Genomic DNA, 16,325 nt, shown 5'->3' with positions numbered 1-16,325 from the left:
AATCGGGAAGAGTTGGGAATCATCCGGGGGGCACGCGCTGGAGACGCGCAATGCCAGCTGGCGCTGGGCAAGCTGTACCTGTTCGGCGGCGCCAGCCTGCCGCGCAGCATGCCCACCGCCTTGCACTGGCTGAACCGGGCCGCCCTGCAGCAGCAGGACGAAGCCTGGATGCTGATCGGCCGCTACATACCCTACGAACATGCACGCCACTGCCATTCGGCCGTGCTGCCATGGTACGACCGCGCCTACGACGCCGGGGTGGCGCGCGCCGGCCTGGTGCTGGCCCGGCTGGTGCTGGAGCAGTCCCCGGAGCAGGCCGACGCCCAGCTGCGCAGCAAGGCGCTCGATGCGCTGGCCGACGCCGCCCGTACTGGCTGCAGCGAGGCCCGCACCTTGCTGGCGCAGCAGTCCGGCACGGCGCCGTCCAGTACGCTGCCATCCGCGTCGGCGGAGGGCGGCGCGCTGCCGGCCGCCAAGGCGGGCGGGGGGGGCGACGACTCGCCCTATGCATCCCTGTTCCGCGACTGGGAGCGGGCCGGCCTGCGCGCCTATCTGCCGCAGGTGATGCCGCTGGTGCGCGAACTGCTGCACGGCGCGCCGCCCGATGCCGACGCCGCGCGCACGCTGGGCTGGAGCGTGCTCCCGGCGCAGCTGGAATTGCTGGCGCGCTGCTCGGCCGTGCTGTCCTCCTTGCCGCAGCACGACGCCGAGCTGCACCAGTGCCGTGAGCTGGCCGCATATGGCGGCGACCGCCACGCCCAGCTGGCGCTGGGCCTGTGGCTGGCGCGCATGCGCAGCGACGGCAGCCGGTTGCCGCATGGCGTGGCCAGCGTCAACTTCAAGCGTGCCATCCGCTGGCTCACGCTGGCGGCCGGGCAGGGGCTGGCGGAAGCCTGGTATGCGCTCTCGCGTATCTATCTGAAGCCGGAATTTTCGCAGCGATGCGTGGCCGAGGCGCAGCGCCACCTGGAGCGTGCGGCCGAACTGGGCCATTGCGACGCGCAGCTCGAATGCGGCTTGCACGCGTGGCGTTCGCGCCGCACCGAGCCTGAGGGCGACGTGCGCGCGGCGTACTGGCTGCAGAAGGCGGCGGCCCAGGGCTGCGACCAGGCCGTGCATGCGTTGGCGCGGGTGGCCTCTGCGCCGCAGCCGCGAGCCTGGGCCGCCGAGGCGCTGCGCGCGCTGGCGGCGGATGCCGCCGCCAGCCGGCCGCTGCTGGCGGCACGGCTGGAGCTGGCGGCCGCGTTCGGCCTGAGCCGGGCCGAAGCCTTGTTATTGGATGTGAAGGCGGCCGATCAGGGCCATTGCCTGGTGGTGGATATCCGCGCCAGCTATGGGCGCAGCAAGCGCCGTTTGATCCTGCTCGGCACGGCGCGCGAGCGCCAGCTGCTGGACCGTGTGCAGCGCCGCTTCGATGCCGCTGGCGGCCAGGAAGGATGGGAAGGCAATTACCGCCAGCGCCTGTACCGGCTCAAGACCTGCCTGGCGGCGTGACCGGCCAGGTGCTCAGATCTCGATCTCGCCTTCGAACACGGTGACGGCCGGACCACTCAGCCAGACCGGCTGTCCTTCGCCCTCCCAGGCGATGGACAGCTGGCCGCCGCGCGCATCGACGCGCACCGGCGAATCGAGCAGGCTGCGGCGGATGCCGGCCACCACCGCCGCGCAGGCGCCGGTGCCGCAGGCCAGGGTTTCGCCGGCGCCGCGCTCGTACACGCGCAGCTTGACGTGTTGGCGCGTGACGATTTCCATGTAGCCGGCGTTGACCCGGTTGGGGAAGCGCGCATGGTGCTCGATCAGCGGGCCGGTCAGCTCGACCGGCGCGGTCTCCACATCGGCCACCACCTGCACCGCGTGCGGATTGCCCATCGATACCGCCGACACCAGCACCGTCTCCTTGCTGCCGGCCAGCTCCAGCGTGAGCGGCCACAGCGTGTCGCGGCCCTGGGTGATGCCCTGCAGGCCCTCGGCGTCGAACGGCACCCGGCCCGGTTCCAGGATGGGCGCGCCCATGTCCACCGTGATGCTGCCGTCGGCCTCCAGGCGCGGCGCGATCACGCCGGCCTTGGTTTCCACCGTGATGCGCGACTGATCGGTCAAGCCTTTCTCGGACACGAACTTGACGAAGGCGCGCGAACCATTGCCGCACTGTTCCACCTCGCCGCCGTCGGCGTTGAAGATGCGGTAGCGGAAGTCGCAGCCCGGCACTTCGGACTTTTCCACCAGCAGGATCTGGTCGGCGCCCACGCCGAAGCGGCGGTCGCCCAGGCGGCGCCATTGCTCGGCCGTGAAGTCGATGTGCTGGTGGATGGCGTCGATCACGACAAAGTCGTTGCCGGCGCCGTGCATCTTGGTGAATTTGAGTTTCATGCTTGCTATTGTTTTTTATCGTAGAGCGAGGGCTGGCCCGGCGGGCGGGTCTTGAAGCGCTTGTGGGTCCAGAAATACTCGGCCGGGGCCTCGCGCACGGCGTCTTCGATGAAGGCGTTCATGCGGCGGGTGGCGGCCACCATGTCGGTACCGGGGTAATTGTCCCACACCGGGTAGAACTTGACACGCCAGCCCTGGTAATTGGGCAGGAAGGTGGCGATCACCGGCATCACCTGGGCCCCGGTTGCGGCCGCGATGCGGGCCGTGGCGGTAAGGGTGGCGGCGTCGATGCCGAAGAAGGGCACGAATTCGGCATCCTTGTCGCCGAAGTCCATGTCCGGCAGCATGAAGTAGGGCAGCTTGTCGCGCAGGGCGCGCAGGATGGGCTTGATGCCGTCCTGGCGCGTGAACAGTTTTACCGGGCGGAAGCGGGCGCGGCCGGCGCGCAGCACGGCGTCGAAGGCGGCGTTTTTCTGCGTCACGTACATGGACGAGGCGCTGGCCACCATGGCGATCGAGGCGCCGGCCACGTCCAGGCAGACAAAGTGCGGGCACAGCAGGATGGTCGGCCGTTCCGTCATCGCGGCCACCGGCACTTCCGGGCCCGGTTCGATGGTCATCAGGCGCCGCAGGCGCGACTCCGGCGCCCACCACAGGATGGCGCGTTCCCACACGCTGCGCGAATAGGCCTGGAAGTGCTGGCGCGCCAGCGCCACGCGCTGGGCCTCGGTGAGCTCCGGCATACACAGGCGCAAATTGGTCAGGGCGATATGGCGCCGCTTGCGCAGCACCAGGAACAGCAGGCTGCCGACCAGGCTGCCGAAACGGCCTAGCACGGGCAGGGGCAGCCAGTGCAGCAGCCACATGAAGCCAAGTACCAGTCTCATGCTGCCTCCTGGTCCGGTGCGGCTATGCCGTCCGGCACCTTGTAGCGGTTGTAGCTCCAATAATATTGCGATGGGGCGCGGCCGATCAGCTGTTCCATGGCGGCGTTGATGGCGCGCGCCTGGGCGGCGGCGTCGCCGTCCAGGCTGGCCTCGAAGGGCACGAAGCGGATCACGTAGCCGCGTCCGCCCGGCAGCCGTTCCGCGTAGGTGACGATGACGACGGCGTCACCGAGCTGGGCCAGCTTGGCGGGCAGGGTCATGGTGTAGGCGCTGCGGCCGAAGAAATCGGCCCACACGCCTTCGCCTTCCTGCGGCACCTGGTCCGGCAGCAGGCCGATGGGTTTGCCTTTTTTCAAGGTCTTGGCCAGCATGCGCACGCCGGACATGTTGGCTGGAGCCAACAGCAGGTTGTGGCGGGCGCGGGCGCCCTCGATCAGCGGTTTCAGCGCTTCTTTCTTGGGCGGACGGTACATTACCATCAGCTCGGTGCGCAGGGCGATTTCCTGCGCCACGATCTCGAAACAACCCAAGTGTGGCGTCAGGAACACAATGCCGCGCCCGGCGTCCAGCGTGTCCTGCACCAGCTGCCAGTTCTCCAGGCTGGCGTGGCGCGACACGCGCTCCGGGGCGGCGCACCAGATGAAGGGCAGCTCGAACATGCTCTTGCCGGCCTCGGCCACAGCAGCGGACAAATGGGTAGAGTAGCCGGCGCGTTCCATGTTGCCGCGCATGCGGCGGCGGTAGGAGGGCGAGGCCAGGTACACCAGCCAGCCGAGGGCGGCGCCCATGGCGTGCAGCAGCGGCAGGGGGAAAATGGATAGGATACGGAACAGTGAAACAAGCATGGAATCGGGGTCAGACGTTCTGGCGCAAGTGCCATTGCCTAACCAAAATTTTTTAAGAAGCGTAAAATAACACGTATGCAGTAGCCGCTGAGTTAACAGACAACTTGCGAAGCGGAATATAAGTATCGCTAAAGCGTCGCAGGCCGTATTGGTTGTGCGACAAGTTTACAAACCAGTATCAGGAGCTTGCAATGTCAAATGACTATCTCTTTACTTCCGAATCGGTATCGGAAGGCCACCCGGACAAGGTAGCGGACCAGATTTCGGACGCCATCCTGGACGCCATCCTGGCCCAGGACCCGAAAGCCCGCGTCGCCGCTGAAACCTTGTGCAACACCGGCCTGGTGGTGCTGGCTGGCGAGATCACCACCCACGCCAACGTCGATTACATCCAGGTGGCGCGCGAAACCATCAAGCGCATCGGCTACGACAACACCGATTATGGCATCGACTACAAAGGCTGCGCCGTGCTGGTCGCTTACGACAAGCAATCGCCCGACATCGCCCAGGGCGTGGACGAAGGCGCCGGCCTGGACCTGGACCAGGGCGCCGGCGACCAGGGCCTGATGTTCGGCTATGCCTGCGACGAGACCGCCGAGCTGATGCCGGCCGCCATCCACTACGCGCACCGCCTGGTCGAGCGCCAGTCGCAGCTGCGCAAGGATGGCCGCCTGCCCTGGCTGCGTCCGGACGCCAAGTCGCAAGTCACCCTGCGCTACGTGAACGGCCGCCCGGTGGCGGTGGACACCGTGGTGCTGTCGACCCAGCACGCGCCGGAAATGCAGCACAAGCAGATCGAAGAAGCCGTGATCGAGGAAATCATCAAGCCGGTGCTGCCCAAGGAATGGCTGCAGGAGACCCGCTACCTGGTCAACCCGACCGGCCGCTTCGTCATCGGTGGCCCGCAGGGCGACTGCGGCCTGACCGGCCGCAAGATCATCGTCGACACCTACGGCGGCGCCTCGCCGCACGGCGGCGGCGCCTTCTCCGGCAAGGACCCGTCCAAGGTTGACCGTTCGGCCGCCTATGCGGCCCGCTACGTGGCCAAGAACGTGGTGGCGGCCGGCCTGGCGCGCCAGTGCCAGGTGCAGGTGTCCTACGCCATCGGCGTGGCCAAGCCGATCAACATCACGGTCTATACCGAAGGCACCGGCGTGATTCCGGACGAACAGATCGCCAAGCTGGTGCAGGAACACTTCGACCTGCGCCCGAAAGGCATCGTGCAGATGCTGGACCTGCTGCGTCCCATCTACACCAAGTCGGCCGCCTACGGCCACTTCGGCCGCGAAGAACCCGAGTTCACCTGGGAACGCACCGACAAGGCCGCCATCCTGCGCGCCGCTGCCGGCCTGAAGTAAGCCTCACGGCTGCTGGCGCTCCAGGCGGTAGCTATGCCTGGTGCGCAGCGGCTGGCCCAGGCCCTGCGTCTGCCGGCTGATCAGCAGGCAGCCGGCGCGCCGGGCCAGCATCTCGCGCACCAGCACCGGTGCGCCGTTTTCCTCCCCCGTTCCCACCGCCACCAGGGTGAAGTCCGCCTGCGGACCGGCGCGCAGCACGCTCACCTGCATGGGCTGGGCCGATTTCCCCATGTTGAAGGTCTTGCCGTCGGCGCCGAGCTGCCATTGCTCGGTCGAGCGCACCGTCTTGCCCGGACCATCGTCGTAGGTGAAGCTGACCGTGCCTTCGCTGTCGAAGCTGGCCAGGGTGGGCAGGGTGACTTGCTTGTCGTTGCCGAAATCGCGGTATTGCAGGCTGCCTTTCCAGTCGCCCGCCAGCGCCGCCGCCAGGGACGGGACCGGCGTACCGGGCGTGGCCGGCTGCTCCTCGTCGGGCAGCGGCAGGGCGGGACAGGCGGCCAGGGCGGCGCTGGCGTGCAGCAGGGCGATACTGAAGATGATGCGGTACATGAAACACTCCGGTGATGCCGGCCGGGCCCATCCCCGCCGTGCCGGTCCAGCTTAGGCGCCGCCCCCTGCCGCCGTCGTCCCGGAAGCCGGATTTTCGGTGGTTTTCATGATATGGGCCTTGCGCCAGGCCGACGGCGGCATCCCGGCCTGTTCACTGAACACGCGGTTGAAGCTGGACTTGGACGAGAAACCACAATCCAGGGCCAGGGACAGCAGGTCGCGCTGATCTCCCGCCAACATCGCGCTTTGCACGGCTTCCACCCGCATGGCGTTGATGGCGGCGTTGAAGTTGCGGCCCAGGCCCTGGTTGAAGGCGCGCGACACATAACTTTCGTTGGTGCCCAGGCGGGCCGCCACCTCGGCCAGCGTCAATCCGGGCTGGCGCCACCAGCCTTCCTGACGTATGCGTTCCAGCCACAGGGCGGCGCTGGCGTCCCGGTCGCGTCCCGGCGCTGCCGGCGGCGGTACAGGCGGGGCCATCTGCGGGAAGGGACGTCCGGCGTGCCGCCAGCCTTCCAGGCCCAGCCACAGGATGATGGCGGAAAACGCCAGATACTGGCCGTAGCGCTCGTAATAGCTGAGTTTATGAACCAGCAAACTGGCCGCGTCGAAGCCGGCCGCCACCGCCAGCCACAGGCCGAGTGCGGCCAGCACGCTGGCGATCCAGGGCTGGCGCCAGGCGTCCTGGTCGCTGAGGTGCTCGCGCAGCCAGCGCAGGTAGCGCCGCCGCCGCCGGAAGGACAGCCCCAGGTACACGGCCAGCGACAGCAGGCCGGCCGCATCCCGCAGCGGCGAGATCCACGGTTCGTGCACGCCATCGTTCCAGCGCAGCTTGTCCGCCAGTGGCAGCTGGAAGGCCCACAGCATGTAGACCAGGTCGATGGCGGCAGGCAGGAAGTGCCAGCCCCAGCCAGCGGGCAGGCGCGGCGCCGACAGCCGCGTCACATACAGGTACAGCAGCGGACCGGTGGCCAGCGCCAGGTCGAAGGGCGCGAACGACAGCCAGGGATAGGCATCGTAAAACCCGGCAAAGCCCAGCACATAGGGCATCAGGCGCAGCACGGCCACGCCCAGCAGGGCGGCCAGCAGGCGCTGCGCCGCCCGGTTGCCGCCGGCGCGCAGCAACAGCAGCGCCACCAGGGCGCCGAAACCGGCGGCCAGGCCCAGCGTGGTGCTCCACGGACCATATCGTATCAAGCGCTGCTCCCTTGGGTGGCGTGTGAAAGTGCCTGGCGCTGCGTCTCCGGCGCGCGGGCAGGCATGAATATAATGCCACGAGTTAATATTCCTGCAAGCGGAGGATGGCATGGGGCAGCGCTGCGTGGCGATGGCACTGGCGATAGGACTGGCTTGCTGGCCGGGGCCGGTGGCGGCCCAGGATGGCGACGACTATTCCGCCCTGCCCGCCGTCGAAATCACGGGCCAGGCCAGTACCGTCCTGATGCGCTACGCCCACGTGGCGGCAGGCCTGGACGCCTACCAGCAGCACCTGGCGCTGGCGCCGGAGTCCAGCCTGACCTTCCGCCTGTACCGCCTGCTGCCCGGGGTGAAAACCCAGGGCGTGCAGCTGGAGCTGGCCGGGCGCGGGTATCGCGCACCGCTGACGCTGTCGGCCAACGGCCGGGTAGCGATAGCGCGCGACCCGGCCGCGCTGGAGGACGACGCCGACGTGCTCATCAATCGCAGGAAGGGCGCCGTGGCCATCGAGCCGTCGGTCGACACGCCCGGCTTGCCGCAGGGCGCCCGGCGCCTGGGCGACTTGCGCCTCGAATGCCAGGTCAAGAACGCAATGCGCGCTGCGGGCATGCATTTCTTCCAGCGTACCCTGGCCGCGGTACTGCCGACGGGCTGTGGTGCCATGCGTTTCAGGCTGGTCGACACCACGCGCGCCTACACCGCCTACGAGCTGCGCGACGGCGATCGTGTGGCCCTCAGCCCCAGCGGCGCCGTCCGTGCCGACCGCTCCATTGCCGTGCCGCTGGACGACGCCAGCTGGCCTGACCACACCCTGGTCTACCTGCGCATGGGAGCGGCCGGGGAGGGCGCCCGGCCCTGAACGCTGTCGCATTTTGCGCACGCCGTCGCCATCCGCCCGCAACGATGCTAAAATGCACCTCCCGAGGAGCGTTGCGACGAATCGCCCGATTCGCCAGGCTCGGACATCTGCAACCGCGCTCACGTTACTTTTTTCGATCAATTGAAAGGAGGGCGTGATGAACGCCGCACTCAAACCCGCACAAGACTACCTGGTCGCCGACATTTCCCTGGCCGATTGGGGCAACAAAGAAATCAAGATTGCCGAAACCGAAATGCCGGGCCTGATGGCGATCCGCGAGGAATACGCCGCCACCCAGCCGCTGAAAGGCGCCCGCATCACCGGCTCGCTGCACATGACCATACAGACCGCCGTGCTGATCCAGACCCTGGAAGCGCTGGGCGCGCAAGTGCGCTGGGCTTCGTGCAACATCTACTCGACCCAGGACCACGCCGCCGCCGCCATCGCCGCCAACGGCACCCCGGTGTTTGCCATCAAGGGCGAAACCCTGGATGAATACTGGGACTACACCCACCGCATCTTCGAGTGGCCGGCCGACGCCGCCGGCAACGCCGTGTACTCCAACATGATACTGGACGACGGCGGCGACGCCACCCTGCTGCTGCACCTGGGCGCCCGTGCAGAGAAAGACATTTCGGTACTGGCCAACCCCGGCTCAGAAGAGGAAATCTGCCTGTTCAACGCCATCAAGGCCCACCTGGCCATCGATCCGGCCTGGTACTCCAAGCGCCTGCCGCACATCCTGGGCGTGACTGAGGAAACCACCACCGGCGTGCACCGCCTGTACCAGATGCACAAGGAAGGCAAGCTGGCCTTCCCCGCCATCAATGTGAACGATTCCGTCACCAAGTCCAAGTTCGACAACCTGTACGGCTGCCGCGAATCGCTGGTGGACGGCATCAAGCGCGCCACCGACGTCATGATCGCCGGCAAGATCGCCGTGATCGCTGGCTACGGCGACGTCGGCAAGGGTTCGGCCCAGGCCATGCGCGCACTGTCGGCGCAAGTGTGGGTGACCGAGATCGATCCGATCTGCGCCCTGCAGGCCGCCATGGAAGGCTACCGCGTGGTGACCATGGACGAGGCCGCCGCACACGGCGACATCTTCGTCACCTGCACCGGCAACTACCACATCCTGACCGAAGCGCACATGCTGGCCATGAAAGACCAGGCCATCGTCTGCAACATCGGCCACTTCGACAACGAGATCGACGTCGCCTCGCTGAAGAAATACAAGTGGGAAAACATCAAGCCCCAGGTCGACCACGTGATCTTCCCGGACGGCAAACGCATCATCCTGCTGGCCGAAGGCCGCCTGGTGAACCTGGGCTGCGGCACCGGCCACCCCTCGTACGTGATGTCGTCCTCGTTTGCCAACCAGACCATCGCCCAGATCGAGCTGTACGCCAACACCGCCAAGTACCCGGTCGGCGTGTACGTGCTGCCGAAACACCTGGATGAGAAAGTCGCGCGCCTGCAGCTGAAGAAGCTCAACGCAAAGCTGACCGAGCTGACCGACGAGCAGGCCGCCTACATCGGCGTGACCAAGGAAGGCCCGTACAAGCCGGAGCACTACCGCTACTAATTCACCATGAGCGGGGCCGGCGCAGTGCCGGCCCTGTTTTTATCAGCGAGCCATCTTATGCGTTTGGTCCTTACCTGGTTAATCAATGCGGCTGCCCTGTTCGCAGTGCCCTACCTGATGCATTCCGTCGATGTCACGAGCATAGGCGCGGCCCTGATCGCGGCCTTGATACTGGGCCTGGTAAACACGCTGGTGCGGCCGGTGCTGCTGCTCCTGACCCTGCCCGTGACCTTTCTGTCGCTGGGCCTGTTCATCTTTGTCGTCAACGGCTTCATGTTCTGGCTGGTGGCGCAGTGGGTGGACGGCTTCCATGTCGACAGCTTCTGGGCGGCGATCGGCGGCGCCATCCTGTACAGCGTGATTTCCTGGGCCCTGTCCACCTTACTTTTGAAGAACGACGATGGGCAATCCTAATTTCAGTATCGAATTCTTTCCGCCCAAGACGGCGGAGGGGGCGGACAAGCTGCGCGCCACGCGCGCCCAGCTGTCCGAACTGCATCCCAAATATTTTTCCGTGACCTTCGGCGCCGGCGGCACCACCCAGCGCGGCACCCTGGACACGGTGCTGGAAATCCTGGCCGCCGGCCAGGACGCGGCGCCGCATCTGTCCTGCGTGGGCGGCACGCGCGAGTCCATCCGCGCCATCCTGCAGGAATACAAGTCGCACGACATCAAGCGCCTGGTGGCCCTGCGCGGCGACCTGCCGAGCGGCTACGGCGCAGCCGGCGAATTCCGCTATGCCAACGAGCTGGTGGAATTCATCCGCGCCGAGACCGGCGACTGGTTCCACATTGAGGTGGCTGCCTATCCCGAGGTGCACCCGCAAGCCCGTTCGCCGCAGGACGACCTGCTGGCCTTCGAACGCAAGGTGAAGGCCGGCGCCAATGCCGCCATCACCCAGTATTTTTACAATGCGGATGCGTATTTCCAGTTTGTCGAGCAGTCGCACAAGCTGGGCATCGCCGTGCCCATCGTGCCGGGCATCATGCCGATCACCAACTACACCCAGCTGATGCGCTTTTCCGACATGTGCGGAGCCGAGATCCCGCGCTGGGTGCGCCTCAAGCTGGCCAGCTTCGGCGATGACACGGCCTCCATCAAGGCCTTCGGGCTGGACGTGGTGACGGCGCTGGCGCAGCGCCTGCTGGACGGCGGCGCGCCCGGACTGCACTTCTACAGCATGAACCAGGTCGGCCCGACCAAGGCGCTGTGGGAACGGCTGGCCTAGGCCGCCATACTGCAGGCTCAGCATAGGCCCCCGCCTGCGCGGGGGCGACACGGCGCGCACGTCGCTGCCGCGCAAGCGGCAGCCCATACTGAACGTCCTGCTATGCGGCCTCCGTAATGATCGCGTCCAGCGGCACGTCGTGCGTGTCGCTGGCGAAATCCACCTCCAGGCAGCTGTAGGCCACGCCCACCGTCTGCGGACGCGGGCCGCGCGCCAGGGTGCGGTCGTAGAATCCGCCGCCGTAGCCCAGCCGGTAGCCGCCGCTGTTGTATCCCAGGCACGGTATCAGCAGGGCTGGCGGATAGGGCTGCAGGCGCAGCCCGGCCGGCACCGCCACCCCCATCCCATCCTTGACCATCGCTTCGCCGATGCGCCAGTCGGCGAATTCCAGCGCCGCGTCTTTTTGCACCACGACCGGCAGCAGCAGCCGCGCGCCCAGGCGCTCCAGCCGGGCGTAGGCCGCGTGCAGCTGGGGCTCGTCGCGCAGCGGCCAGTACACGCCCAGCGCGGCCGGCTGGTGCGCCTGCCACCACGCCACCACCTGTTCGCCGATGGCGTGGTCCCAGGCCGCCCGCGTGTCCGCATCCAGCCCGCGCCGCGCCGCCAGCAGCCGGCGCCGCAGCTCGGCCTTGGCTGGTGGGTTGGAGGTGCCGCATGGTATTCTAGGGTCGCTGGTCATATTTGGTTCAGACTTAAAGAGAGTTGCACTTTGACTTACGCTTCGAAATGGATAGCCGGCGCCATCGTCCTGGCCGGGTTCCTGGGCTGTGGCCTGGCTCCGGCGGCCCGCGCCGACGACCTGGCCGCCCAAGCGGGCGCCGACAGCCGCAAGGATGACGATGCCTTCCTGCTGCTGCGCGAAGCGGTGCGTTCGGACGATCCGGCCAAGGCCGACTTCTACGCCGCGCGCCTGTCCAACTACGCGATTCCATCCTACGTCGATTATTATCGGCTGAAATCGCATTTCAAGGACGCCAGCCAGGCCGAGATCCGCGACTTCCTGCGCCGCTACGACGGCTACGCCATCGCCGACCGCCTGCGCAACGACTGGCTGCTGGACCTGGGCCGCAAGCGCGACTGGGCCACCTTCGACGAGCAGCTGCCGCTGTTCGTGCTGAACGACGACACCCAGGTCAAGTGCTATGCCCTGCAGTCGCGCGCCGTGAAGGGCCAGAAAGTGGCCGAGGAGGCGCGCGCCCTGCTGGTGGCGCCCAGCGTCTACGGCGAACCGTGCGCCGGCCTGATCGCCACCCTGTACCAGGCCGGCCAGTTCGGCCAGGACGATTTGTACACCCAGCTGCGCCTGTCCGGAGAATTCAATGCCACCGGCCAGGCGCGCCGCATCGTGGCCCTGCTGGGCGGGAACGACAAGAAGGCGGCGCAGGCCGTGGACCTGCCCACCATTGCCGTGGCCAAGGGACCTGGCGCCGGCCGCACCGAGCATGAAATCTACCTGGTGGCCGTGGGCCGCCTGGCCAAGACCAGCGTCAAGCTGGCCGTGCTGGCGCTGAACAAGGCCGCGCCCAGGCTGAGCGAGCAGGAACGCCAGATCGGCTGGGCCAACATCGCCCTGCAATCGTCCTACACCCTGGCGCCGGAAACCTCCGACTACTGGCGCAAGTCCAACGGCGCGCCGCTGTCCATCGACCAGCAGCAATGGAAAACCCGTTTCGCCCTGCGCGACGGCGACTGGAAGCAGGTGCGCAACAATATCCGCGCCATGCCGGCCAGCCTGCGCAACGACCCGGCCTGGACCTACTGGCTGGGCCGCGCCCTGATGGCCGAATCGTCCAGCCAGTACGGCAGTTCCGGCCAGCCGCTGGGCGAGGCGCAGCAGCTGTTGCGCAGCATCGCCGACCAGTCCAACTACTACGGCCAGCTGGCCAGCGAAGAGCTGGGCCGCTTGATCACCATCCCGGCGCCGGGCGCGCCCATCAGCCAGGCCGAGATCGCGCCGATTGCCGCCAACCCCAACTTCCAGCGCGCGCTCAAGTTCTTTTCCATGCGCTTGCGCTTCGAGGGCACGCGCGAATGGAACTGGGGCTTGCGCGGGCTGAGCGAGCGCGAACACCTGGCGGCGGCAGAATTCGCACGCCAGAACAACATCCTGGACCGCATGGTCAACACCTCGGAACGCACCCGCATCCAGGTCGATTACAACCAGCGCTTCCCGGCCCCGCATGACGACATCATGCATCCCACCACGCGCACCCTGGGCCTGGACAAGGCCTGGGTGTACGGCCTGATACGCCAGGAATCGCGCTTCATCATGGACGCCCAGTCGCATGCCGGCGCCTCCGGCCTGATGCAGGTGATGCCGTCCACCGGGCGCTGGGTGGCCAAGAAAATCGGCCTGACTGACTTCGTGCAGGACATGCTGAGCGACGTGCGCACCAACATCCTGCTGGGCGCGAACTACATGAACATGGTGCTGGGGAATATGGATGGCTCGGAAGTGCTGGCCACGGCCGCCTACAACGCCGGGCCGGGCCGGCTGCGCACCTGGCGCGCCGCGCTCACCAAGCCCATGGAAAGCGCGGTCTTCATCGAATCCATTCCCTTTGTCGAGACCCGCACCTACGTCAAGAACGTGATGTCCAACGCGACGTATTACGCCGTGCTGTTCGAAGGCCGGCCGCAGTCGCTCAAGGCGCGCCTGGGCGTGGTCACACCCAAGGGCTACACCCTGCAGGAAGAACAGGAAACCACTTTTGGCTCCCGCTAGCGGCGCCACCGCAACCCACTTTACGGACGCATCATGCAGACTCAACTCGATCCCAGCCTGACGCAAGCGCTGGCCGCCGCGCGCGAGCCCGGCCTGACCCTCGTCATCGGCAACAAGAACTACTCGTCCTGGTCCATGCGGCCCTGGGTGGCCATGACCGCCTTCGGCATCCCGTTCCAGGAAGTGCGGGTGCTGCTGGACCAGCCGGACACCGCCACCCGCATCGCCGACTATTCCGCCTGCGGCCGGGTGCCGGTGCTGCTGGCCGGCGAGATGACCATCTGGGACAGCCTGGCCATCTGCGAATACCTGGCCGAGCAATTCCCGGAACTGCACATGTGGCCGCAGGACGTGGCGGCGCGCGCCATGGCGCGCTCCATCTGCGCCGAGATGCACGCCGGCTTTGCCGACCTGCGCACCGCCATGTCCATGAACATCCGCGCCAGCCATCCGGGCAAGGGCCGCACCAATGGCTCGCAGGCCGACATCGGCCGCATCAGCGAAATCTGGGAGGAATGCCTGGCGCGCTTCGGCCACCACCAGTTCCTGTTTGGCGAATTCTCCATTGCCGACGCCTATTACGCCCCGGTGGTGATGCGTTTCCGTACCTACGGCGTGGCGCTGGCGCCGGCGCTGGAAGCCTATAGCCGCCGGGTCGAGTCCCATCCCGCCGTGGCGCGCTGGGTACAGGAAGCGCTGGCCGAAACCGAAACGGCGCCCCGGCACGACGCCGACATGCCGGATTGATCTGATGCAGACCTACGTCGTCGGCGGCGCCGTCCGCGATGCCTTGCTAGGCTTGCCGGTCAAGGACCACGACCACGTGGTGGTGGGCGCCACGCCGGAAGACATGGTGAAACAGGGCTACCGCCCGGTGGGCAAGGACTTCCCCGTGTTCCTGCATCCGCGCACGCAGGAGGAATACGCGCTGGCGCGCACCGAGCGCAAGACCGCGCCCGGCTACAAGGGCTTCACCTTCCACACCGCGCCCGAAGTCACGCTGGAGCAGGACCTGGTGCGGCGCGACCTGACCATCAACGCCATTGCCCGCGCCGATGACGGCACCCTGGTCGATCCGCACGGCGGCCAGCGCGACCTGCAGCTGCGCGTGTTCCGCCACGTCTCCGACGCCTTTGCCGAAGACCCGGTGCGCATCCTGCGCCTGGCGCGCTTCGCGGCCCGCTTTGCCGACTTCACGGTGGCGCCGGAAACCAATGCGCTGATGCGCCGCATGGTGGAGCAGGGCGAGGTGGATGCCCTGGTGCCCGAGCGCGTATGGCAGGAATTGTCGCGCGGGCTGATGGAAGCCAGGCCGTCGCGCATGCTCGAGGTGCTGCGTGGTTGCGGCGCCCTGGCCCGCATCCTGCCCGAGCTGGACGCGCTGTGGGGCGTGCCGCAGCCGGAAAAATGGCACCCTGAGATAGACACCGGCATCCACATCCTGCAGGTGATCGACTGCGCCGCCGAAGCCGGGCTGGAACTGCCGACCCGCTTCGCCTGTCTGATGCACGACCTGGGCAAGGGCGTTACGCCGTCCGATCAATGGCCGGCGCACCACGGCCATGAAGGGTTGGGCGTCAAGCTGGTCGAACAGGTGTGCCAGCGCTTGCGGGTGCCGGCCGAGTGCCGCGACCTGGCCGTGATGACGGCGCGCGAGCATGGCAATGTCTCGCGCGCGCTGGTGCTGCGTCCCAGCACCATCGTATCGCTGCTGGAGCGCTGCGACGCCTTCCGCAAGCCGGCCCGCTTCTCCCAGCTGCTGCTGGCGGCCCAGTGCGATGCGCGCGGCCGCAGCGGCCCCACGGCCAGCTTCCGCGACCAACCCTATCCGCAGCTGGCGCACCTGGAGGCGGCCATGGCGGCCGCGCGCGGCGTCAACGCGGGCGAGGTGGCCAAGAAAGCCAGCGATCCCAAACGCATCCCGGAGCTGGTGCACCGCGCCCGCGTTTGCGCCGTCAAGGCCGCGCTCCGGGCCGGCGACGCGGACGGCGAGGATGGCGATGGGGTGCCGCTGGAGGCGGCGCCATGAGTTCGATCGAACTGTTCCCCAACCCGTTCCGCCGCTGGCGAAAAAACAAGGACGGCAAGCCGGAGCGTCCCGTGGTGCCGGTCAAGGAGCTGCGCGAGCGCGACCGGCGCCGCATGATCAAGCACTTCCTCGGGCTGGAAAACCGCGACCGCCTGCTGCGCTTCGGCACCATCCTGCCGGACGAGCAGGTGGTGGCCTATGTGAACAAGATCGATTTTTCCAACGACATGGTGTTCGGCGTCTACAGCGGCGCCTTCAAGCTGGTGGCGGTCGGCCACCTGGCTTTCGCGCCCAAGGAACAGGCGCCCGGCAACGGCGCCGTCACCGAGAAGGAGAAGGTGGCGGAGTTCGGGGTCTCGGTCAGCAAGTCGGTGCGCGGCATGGGCGTGGGCACGCGCATGTTCGAGCGCGCCGCCATCTATTGCCGCAACAACGATGTCGACACCCTGTTCATGCACTGCCTGTCCTCCAACGCCGCCATGATGCACATCGCGCGCAAGGCCGGCATGGAAATCCACCGCGACTATGGCGAGTCGGACGCCTACCTGAAGCTGGCCCCGCCCAATCCGGCCAGCGTGCTGCAGGAAGCCATGCAGGAGCAGTTCGCAGTGATCGACTACACCCTCAAGGCCAACAAGCGCGCCGCCGTCAAGTGGCTGGGCAAGCTGCTGGGCCGCAAATAAGGTACCCCGG

General features: G+C 67.2%; 16 protein-coding genes and 1 riboswitch. Of the genes, 10 read left to right on the top strand and 6 right to left on the bottom strand.

The window, feature by feature from the left end; all coding sequences use genetic code 11:
* Positions 1-12: 12 nt before the first annotated feature.
* Complete coding sequence (locus ACLB1G_RS10000) at positions 13-1,494, top strand: tetratricopeptide repeat protein (RefSeq protein WP_491627043.1); 1,482 nt, start codon at positions 13-15, stop codon at positions 1,492-1,494.
* 12 nt (positions 1,495-1,506) lie between these two features.
* Here ACLB1G_RS10000 and dapF read toward each other — a convergent pair whose 3' ends face one another.
* From dapF to ACLB1G_RS09985, 3 genes are read right to left on the bottom strand one after another with little or no spacing between them, the layout of a single operon-like run.
* A complete protein-coding gene (gene dapF, locus ACLB1G_RS09995; RefSeq protein ID WP_491627042.1) occupies positions 1,507-2,370 on the bottom strand; it encodes a diaminopimelate epimerase in 864 nt (287 codons plus the stop codon).
* Positions 2,371-2,375: 5 nt separating this feature from the next.
* Positions 2,376-3,257, bottom strand: coding sequence for an LpxL/LpxP family acyltransferase (locus tag ACLB1G_RS09990; RefSeq protein WP_491627041.1), 882 nt, complete (start codon positions 3,255-3,257; stop codon positions 2,376-2,378).
* Positions 3,254-4,102, bottom strand: a complete 849-nt coding sequence (locus ACLB1G_RS09985) for a lysophospholipid acyltransferase family protein (RefSeq protein ID WP_491627040.1) — start codon at positions 4,100-4,102, stop codon at positions 3,254-3,256. Before ACLB1G_RS09985 ends, ACLB1G_RS09990 begins: the two co-directional genes overlap by 4 nt.
* Before the next feature lie 191 nt (positions 4,103-4,293).
* Between ACLB1G_RS09985 and metK the strand changes: the two genes are divergently transcribed.
* Complete coding sequence (gene metK / locus ACLB1G_RS09980; RefSeq protein WP_491627039.1) at positions 4,294-5,460, top strand: methionine adenosyltransferase; 1,167 nt, start codon at positions 4,294-4,296, stop codon at positions 5,458-5,460.
* A 3-nt stretch (positions 5,461-5,463) separates the two neighbouring features.
* Here metK and ACLB1G_RS09975 read toward each other — a convergent pair whose 3' ends face one another.
* Both ACLB1G_RS09975 and ACLB1G_RS09970 read right to left on the bottom strand, forming a co-directional pair.
* On the bottom strand, positions 5,464-6,009 hold the full coding sequence (locus ACLB1G_RS09975; protein ID WP_491627038.1) for a hypothetical protein: 546 nt from the start codon (positions 6,007-6,009) through the stop codon (positions 5,464-5,466).
* 51 nt (positions 6,010-6,060) lie between these two features.
* On the bottom strand, positions 6,061-7,206 hold the full coding sequence (locus ACLB1G_RS09970; RefSeq protein ID WP_491627037.1) for a helix-turn-helix domain-containing protein: 1,146 nt from the start codon (positions 7,204-7,206) through the stop codon (positions 6,061-6,063).
* 109 nt (positions 7,207-7,315) lie between these two features.
* Here ACLB1G_RS09970 and ACLB1G_RS09965 point away from each other — a divergent pair, with 109 nt between their 5' ends.
* The 4 genes from ACLB1G_RS09965 to metF all read left to right on the top strand — a co-directional run bounded on the left by ACLB1G_RS09965 (position 7,316) and on the right by metF (position 10,878).
* Positions 7,316-8,065, top strand: a complete 750-nt coding sequence (locus tag ACLB1G_RS09965; protein WP_491627036.1) for a hypothetical protein — start codon at positions 7,316-7,318, stop codon at positions 8,063-8,065.
* A 57-nt stretch (positions 8,066-8,122) separates the two neighbouring features.
* A riboswitch (S-adenosyl-L-homocysteine riboswitch) is annotated at positions 8,123-8,193 on the top strand.
* 29 nt (positions 8,194-8,222) lie between these two features.
* Positions 8,223-9,650 carry an adenosylhomocysteinase gene (gene ahcY / locus ACLB1G_RS09960; protein ID WP_491627035.1) on the top strand — a complete coding sequence of 476 codons (1,428 nt, stop codon included), beginning with the start codon at positions 8,223-8,225 and terminating at the stop codon, positions 9,648-9,650.
* 57 nt (positions 9,651-9,707) lie between these two features.
* Complete coding sequence (locus tag ACLB1G_RS09955) at positions 9,708-10,064, top strand: phage holin family protein (protein WP_491627034.1); 357 nt, start codon at positions 9,708-9,710, stop codon at positions 10,062-10,064.
* Entirely contained in the window at positions 10,051-10,878 is an 828-nt protein-coding gene (gene metF / locus ACLB1G_RS09950) for a methylenetetrahydrofolate reductase [NAD(P)H] (RefSeq protein WP_491627033.1), read from the top strand. Before ACLB1G_RS09955 ends, metF begins: the two co-directional genes overlap by 14 nt.
* Before the next feature lie 100 nt (positions 10,879-10,978).
* Here metF and ACLB1G_RS09945 read toward each other — a convergent pair whose 3' ends face one another.
* Positions 10,979-11,557: a 5-formyltetrahydrofolate cyclo-ligase gene (locus tag ACLB1G_RS09945; protein WP_491627032.1), complete on the bottom strand. Its 579-nt coding sequence runs from the start codon at positions 11,555-11,557 to the stop codon at positions 10,979-10,981.
* Between the two features lie 30 nt (positions 11,558-11,587).
* Here ACLB1G_RS09945 and ACLB1G_RS09940 point away from each other — a divergent pair, with 30 nt between their 5' ends.
* From ACLB1G_RS09940 to ACLB1G_RS09925, 4 genes are read left to right on the top strand one after another with little or no spacing between them, the layout of a single operon-like run.
* Positions 11,588-13,603, top strand: coding sequence for a lytic transglycosylase domain-containing protein (locus ACLB1G_RS09940; RefSeq protein WP_491627031.1), 2,016 nt, complete (start codon positions 11,588-11,590; stop codon positions 13,601-13,603).
* A gap of 30 nt (positions 13,604-13,633) precedes the next feature.
* Complete coding sequence (locus ACLB1G_RS09935; RefSeq protein WP_491627271.1) at positions 13,634-14,350, top strand: glutathione S-transferase family protein; 717 nt, start codon at positions 13,634-13,636, stop codon at positions 14,348-14,350.
* A gap of 4 nt (positions 14,351-14,354) precedes the next feature.
* Positions 14,355-15,632 (top strand): multifunctional CCA addition/repair protein, encoded by a 1,278-nt coding sequence (locus tag ACLB1G_RS09930; protein ID WP_491627030.1) that lies wholly within the window; start codon positions 14,355-14,357, stop codon positions 15,630-15,632.
* Positions 15,629-16,315 carry a GNAT family N-acetyltransferase gene (locus tag ACLB1G_RS09925; protein WP_491627029.1) on the top strand — a complete coding sequence of 229 codons (687 nt, stop codon included), beginning with the start codon at positions 15,629-15,631 and terminating at the stop codon, positions 16,313-16,315. Before ACLB1G_RS09930 ends, ACLB1G_RS09925 begins: the two co-directional genes overlap by 4 nt.
* The last annotated feature ends 10 nt before the right edge of the window (positions 16,316-16,325 follow it).

The organism is Duganella kummerowiae, from assembly GCF_053572355.1.
The sequence above is the reverse complement of the archived record's forward strand: the minus strand, read 5'-3'. Positions and strand labels throughout refer to the sequence as shown.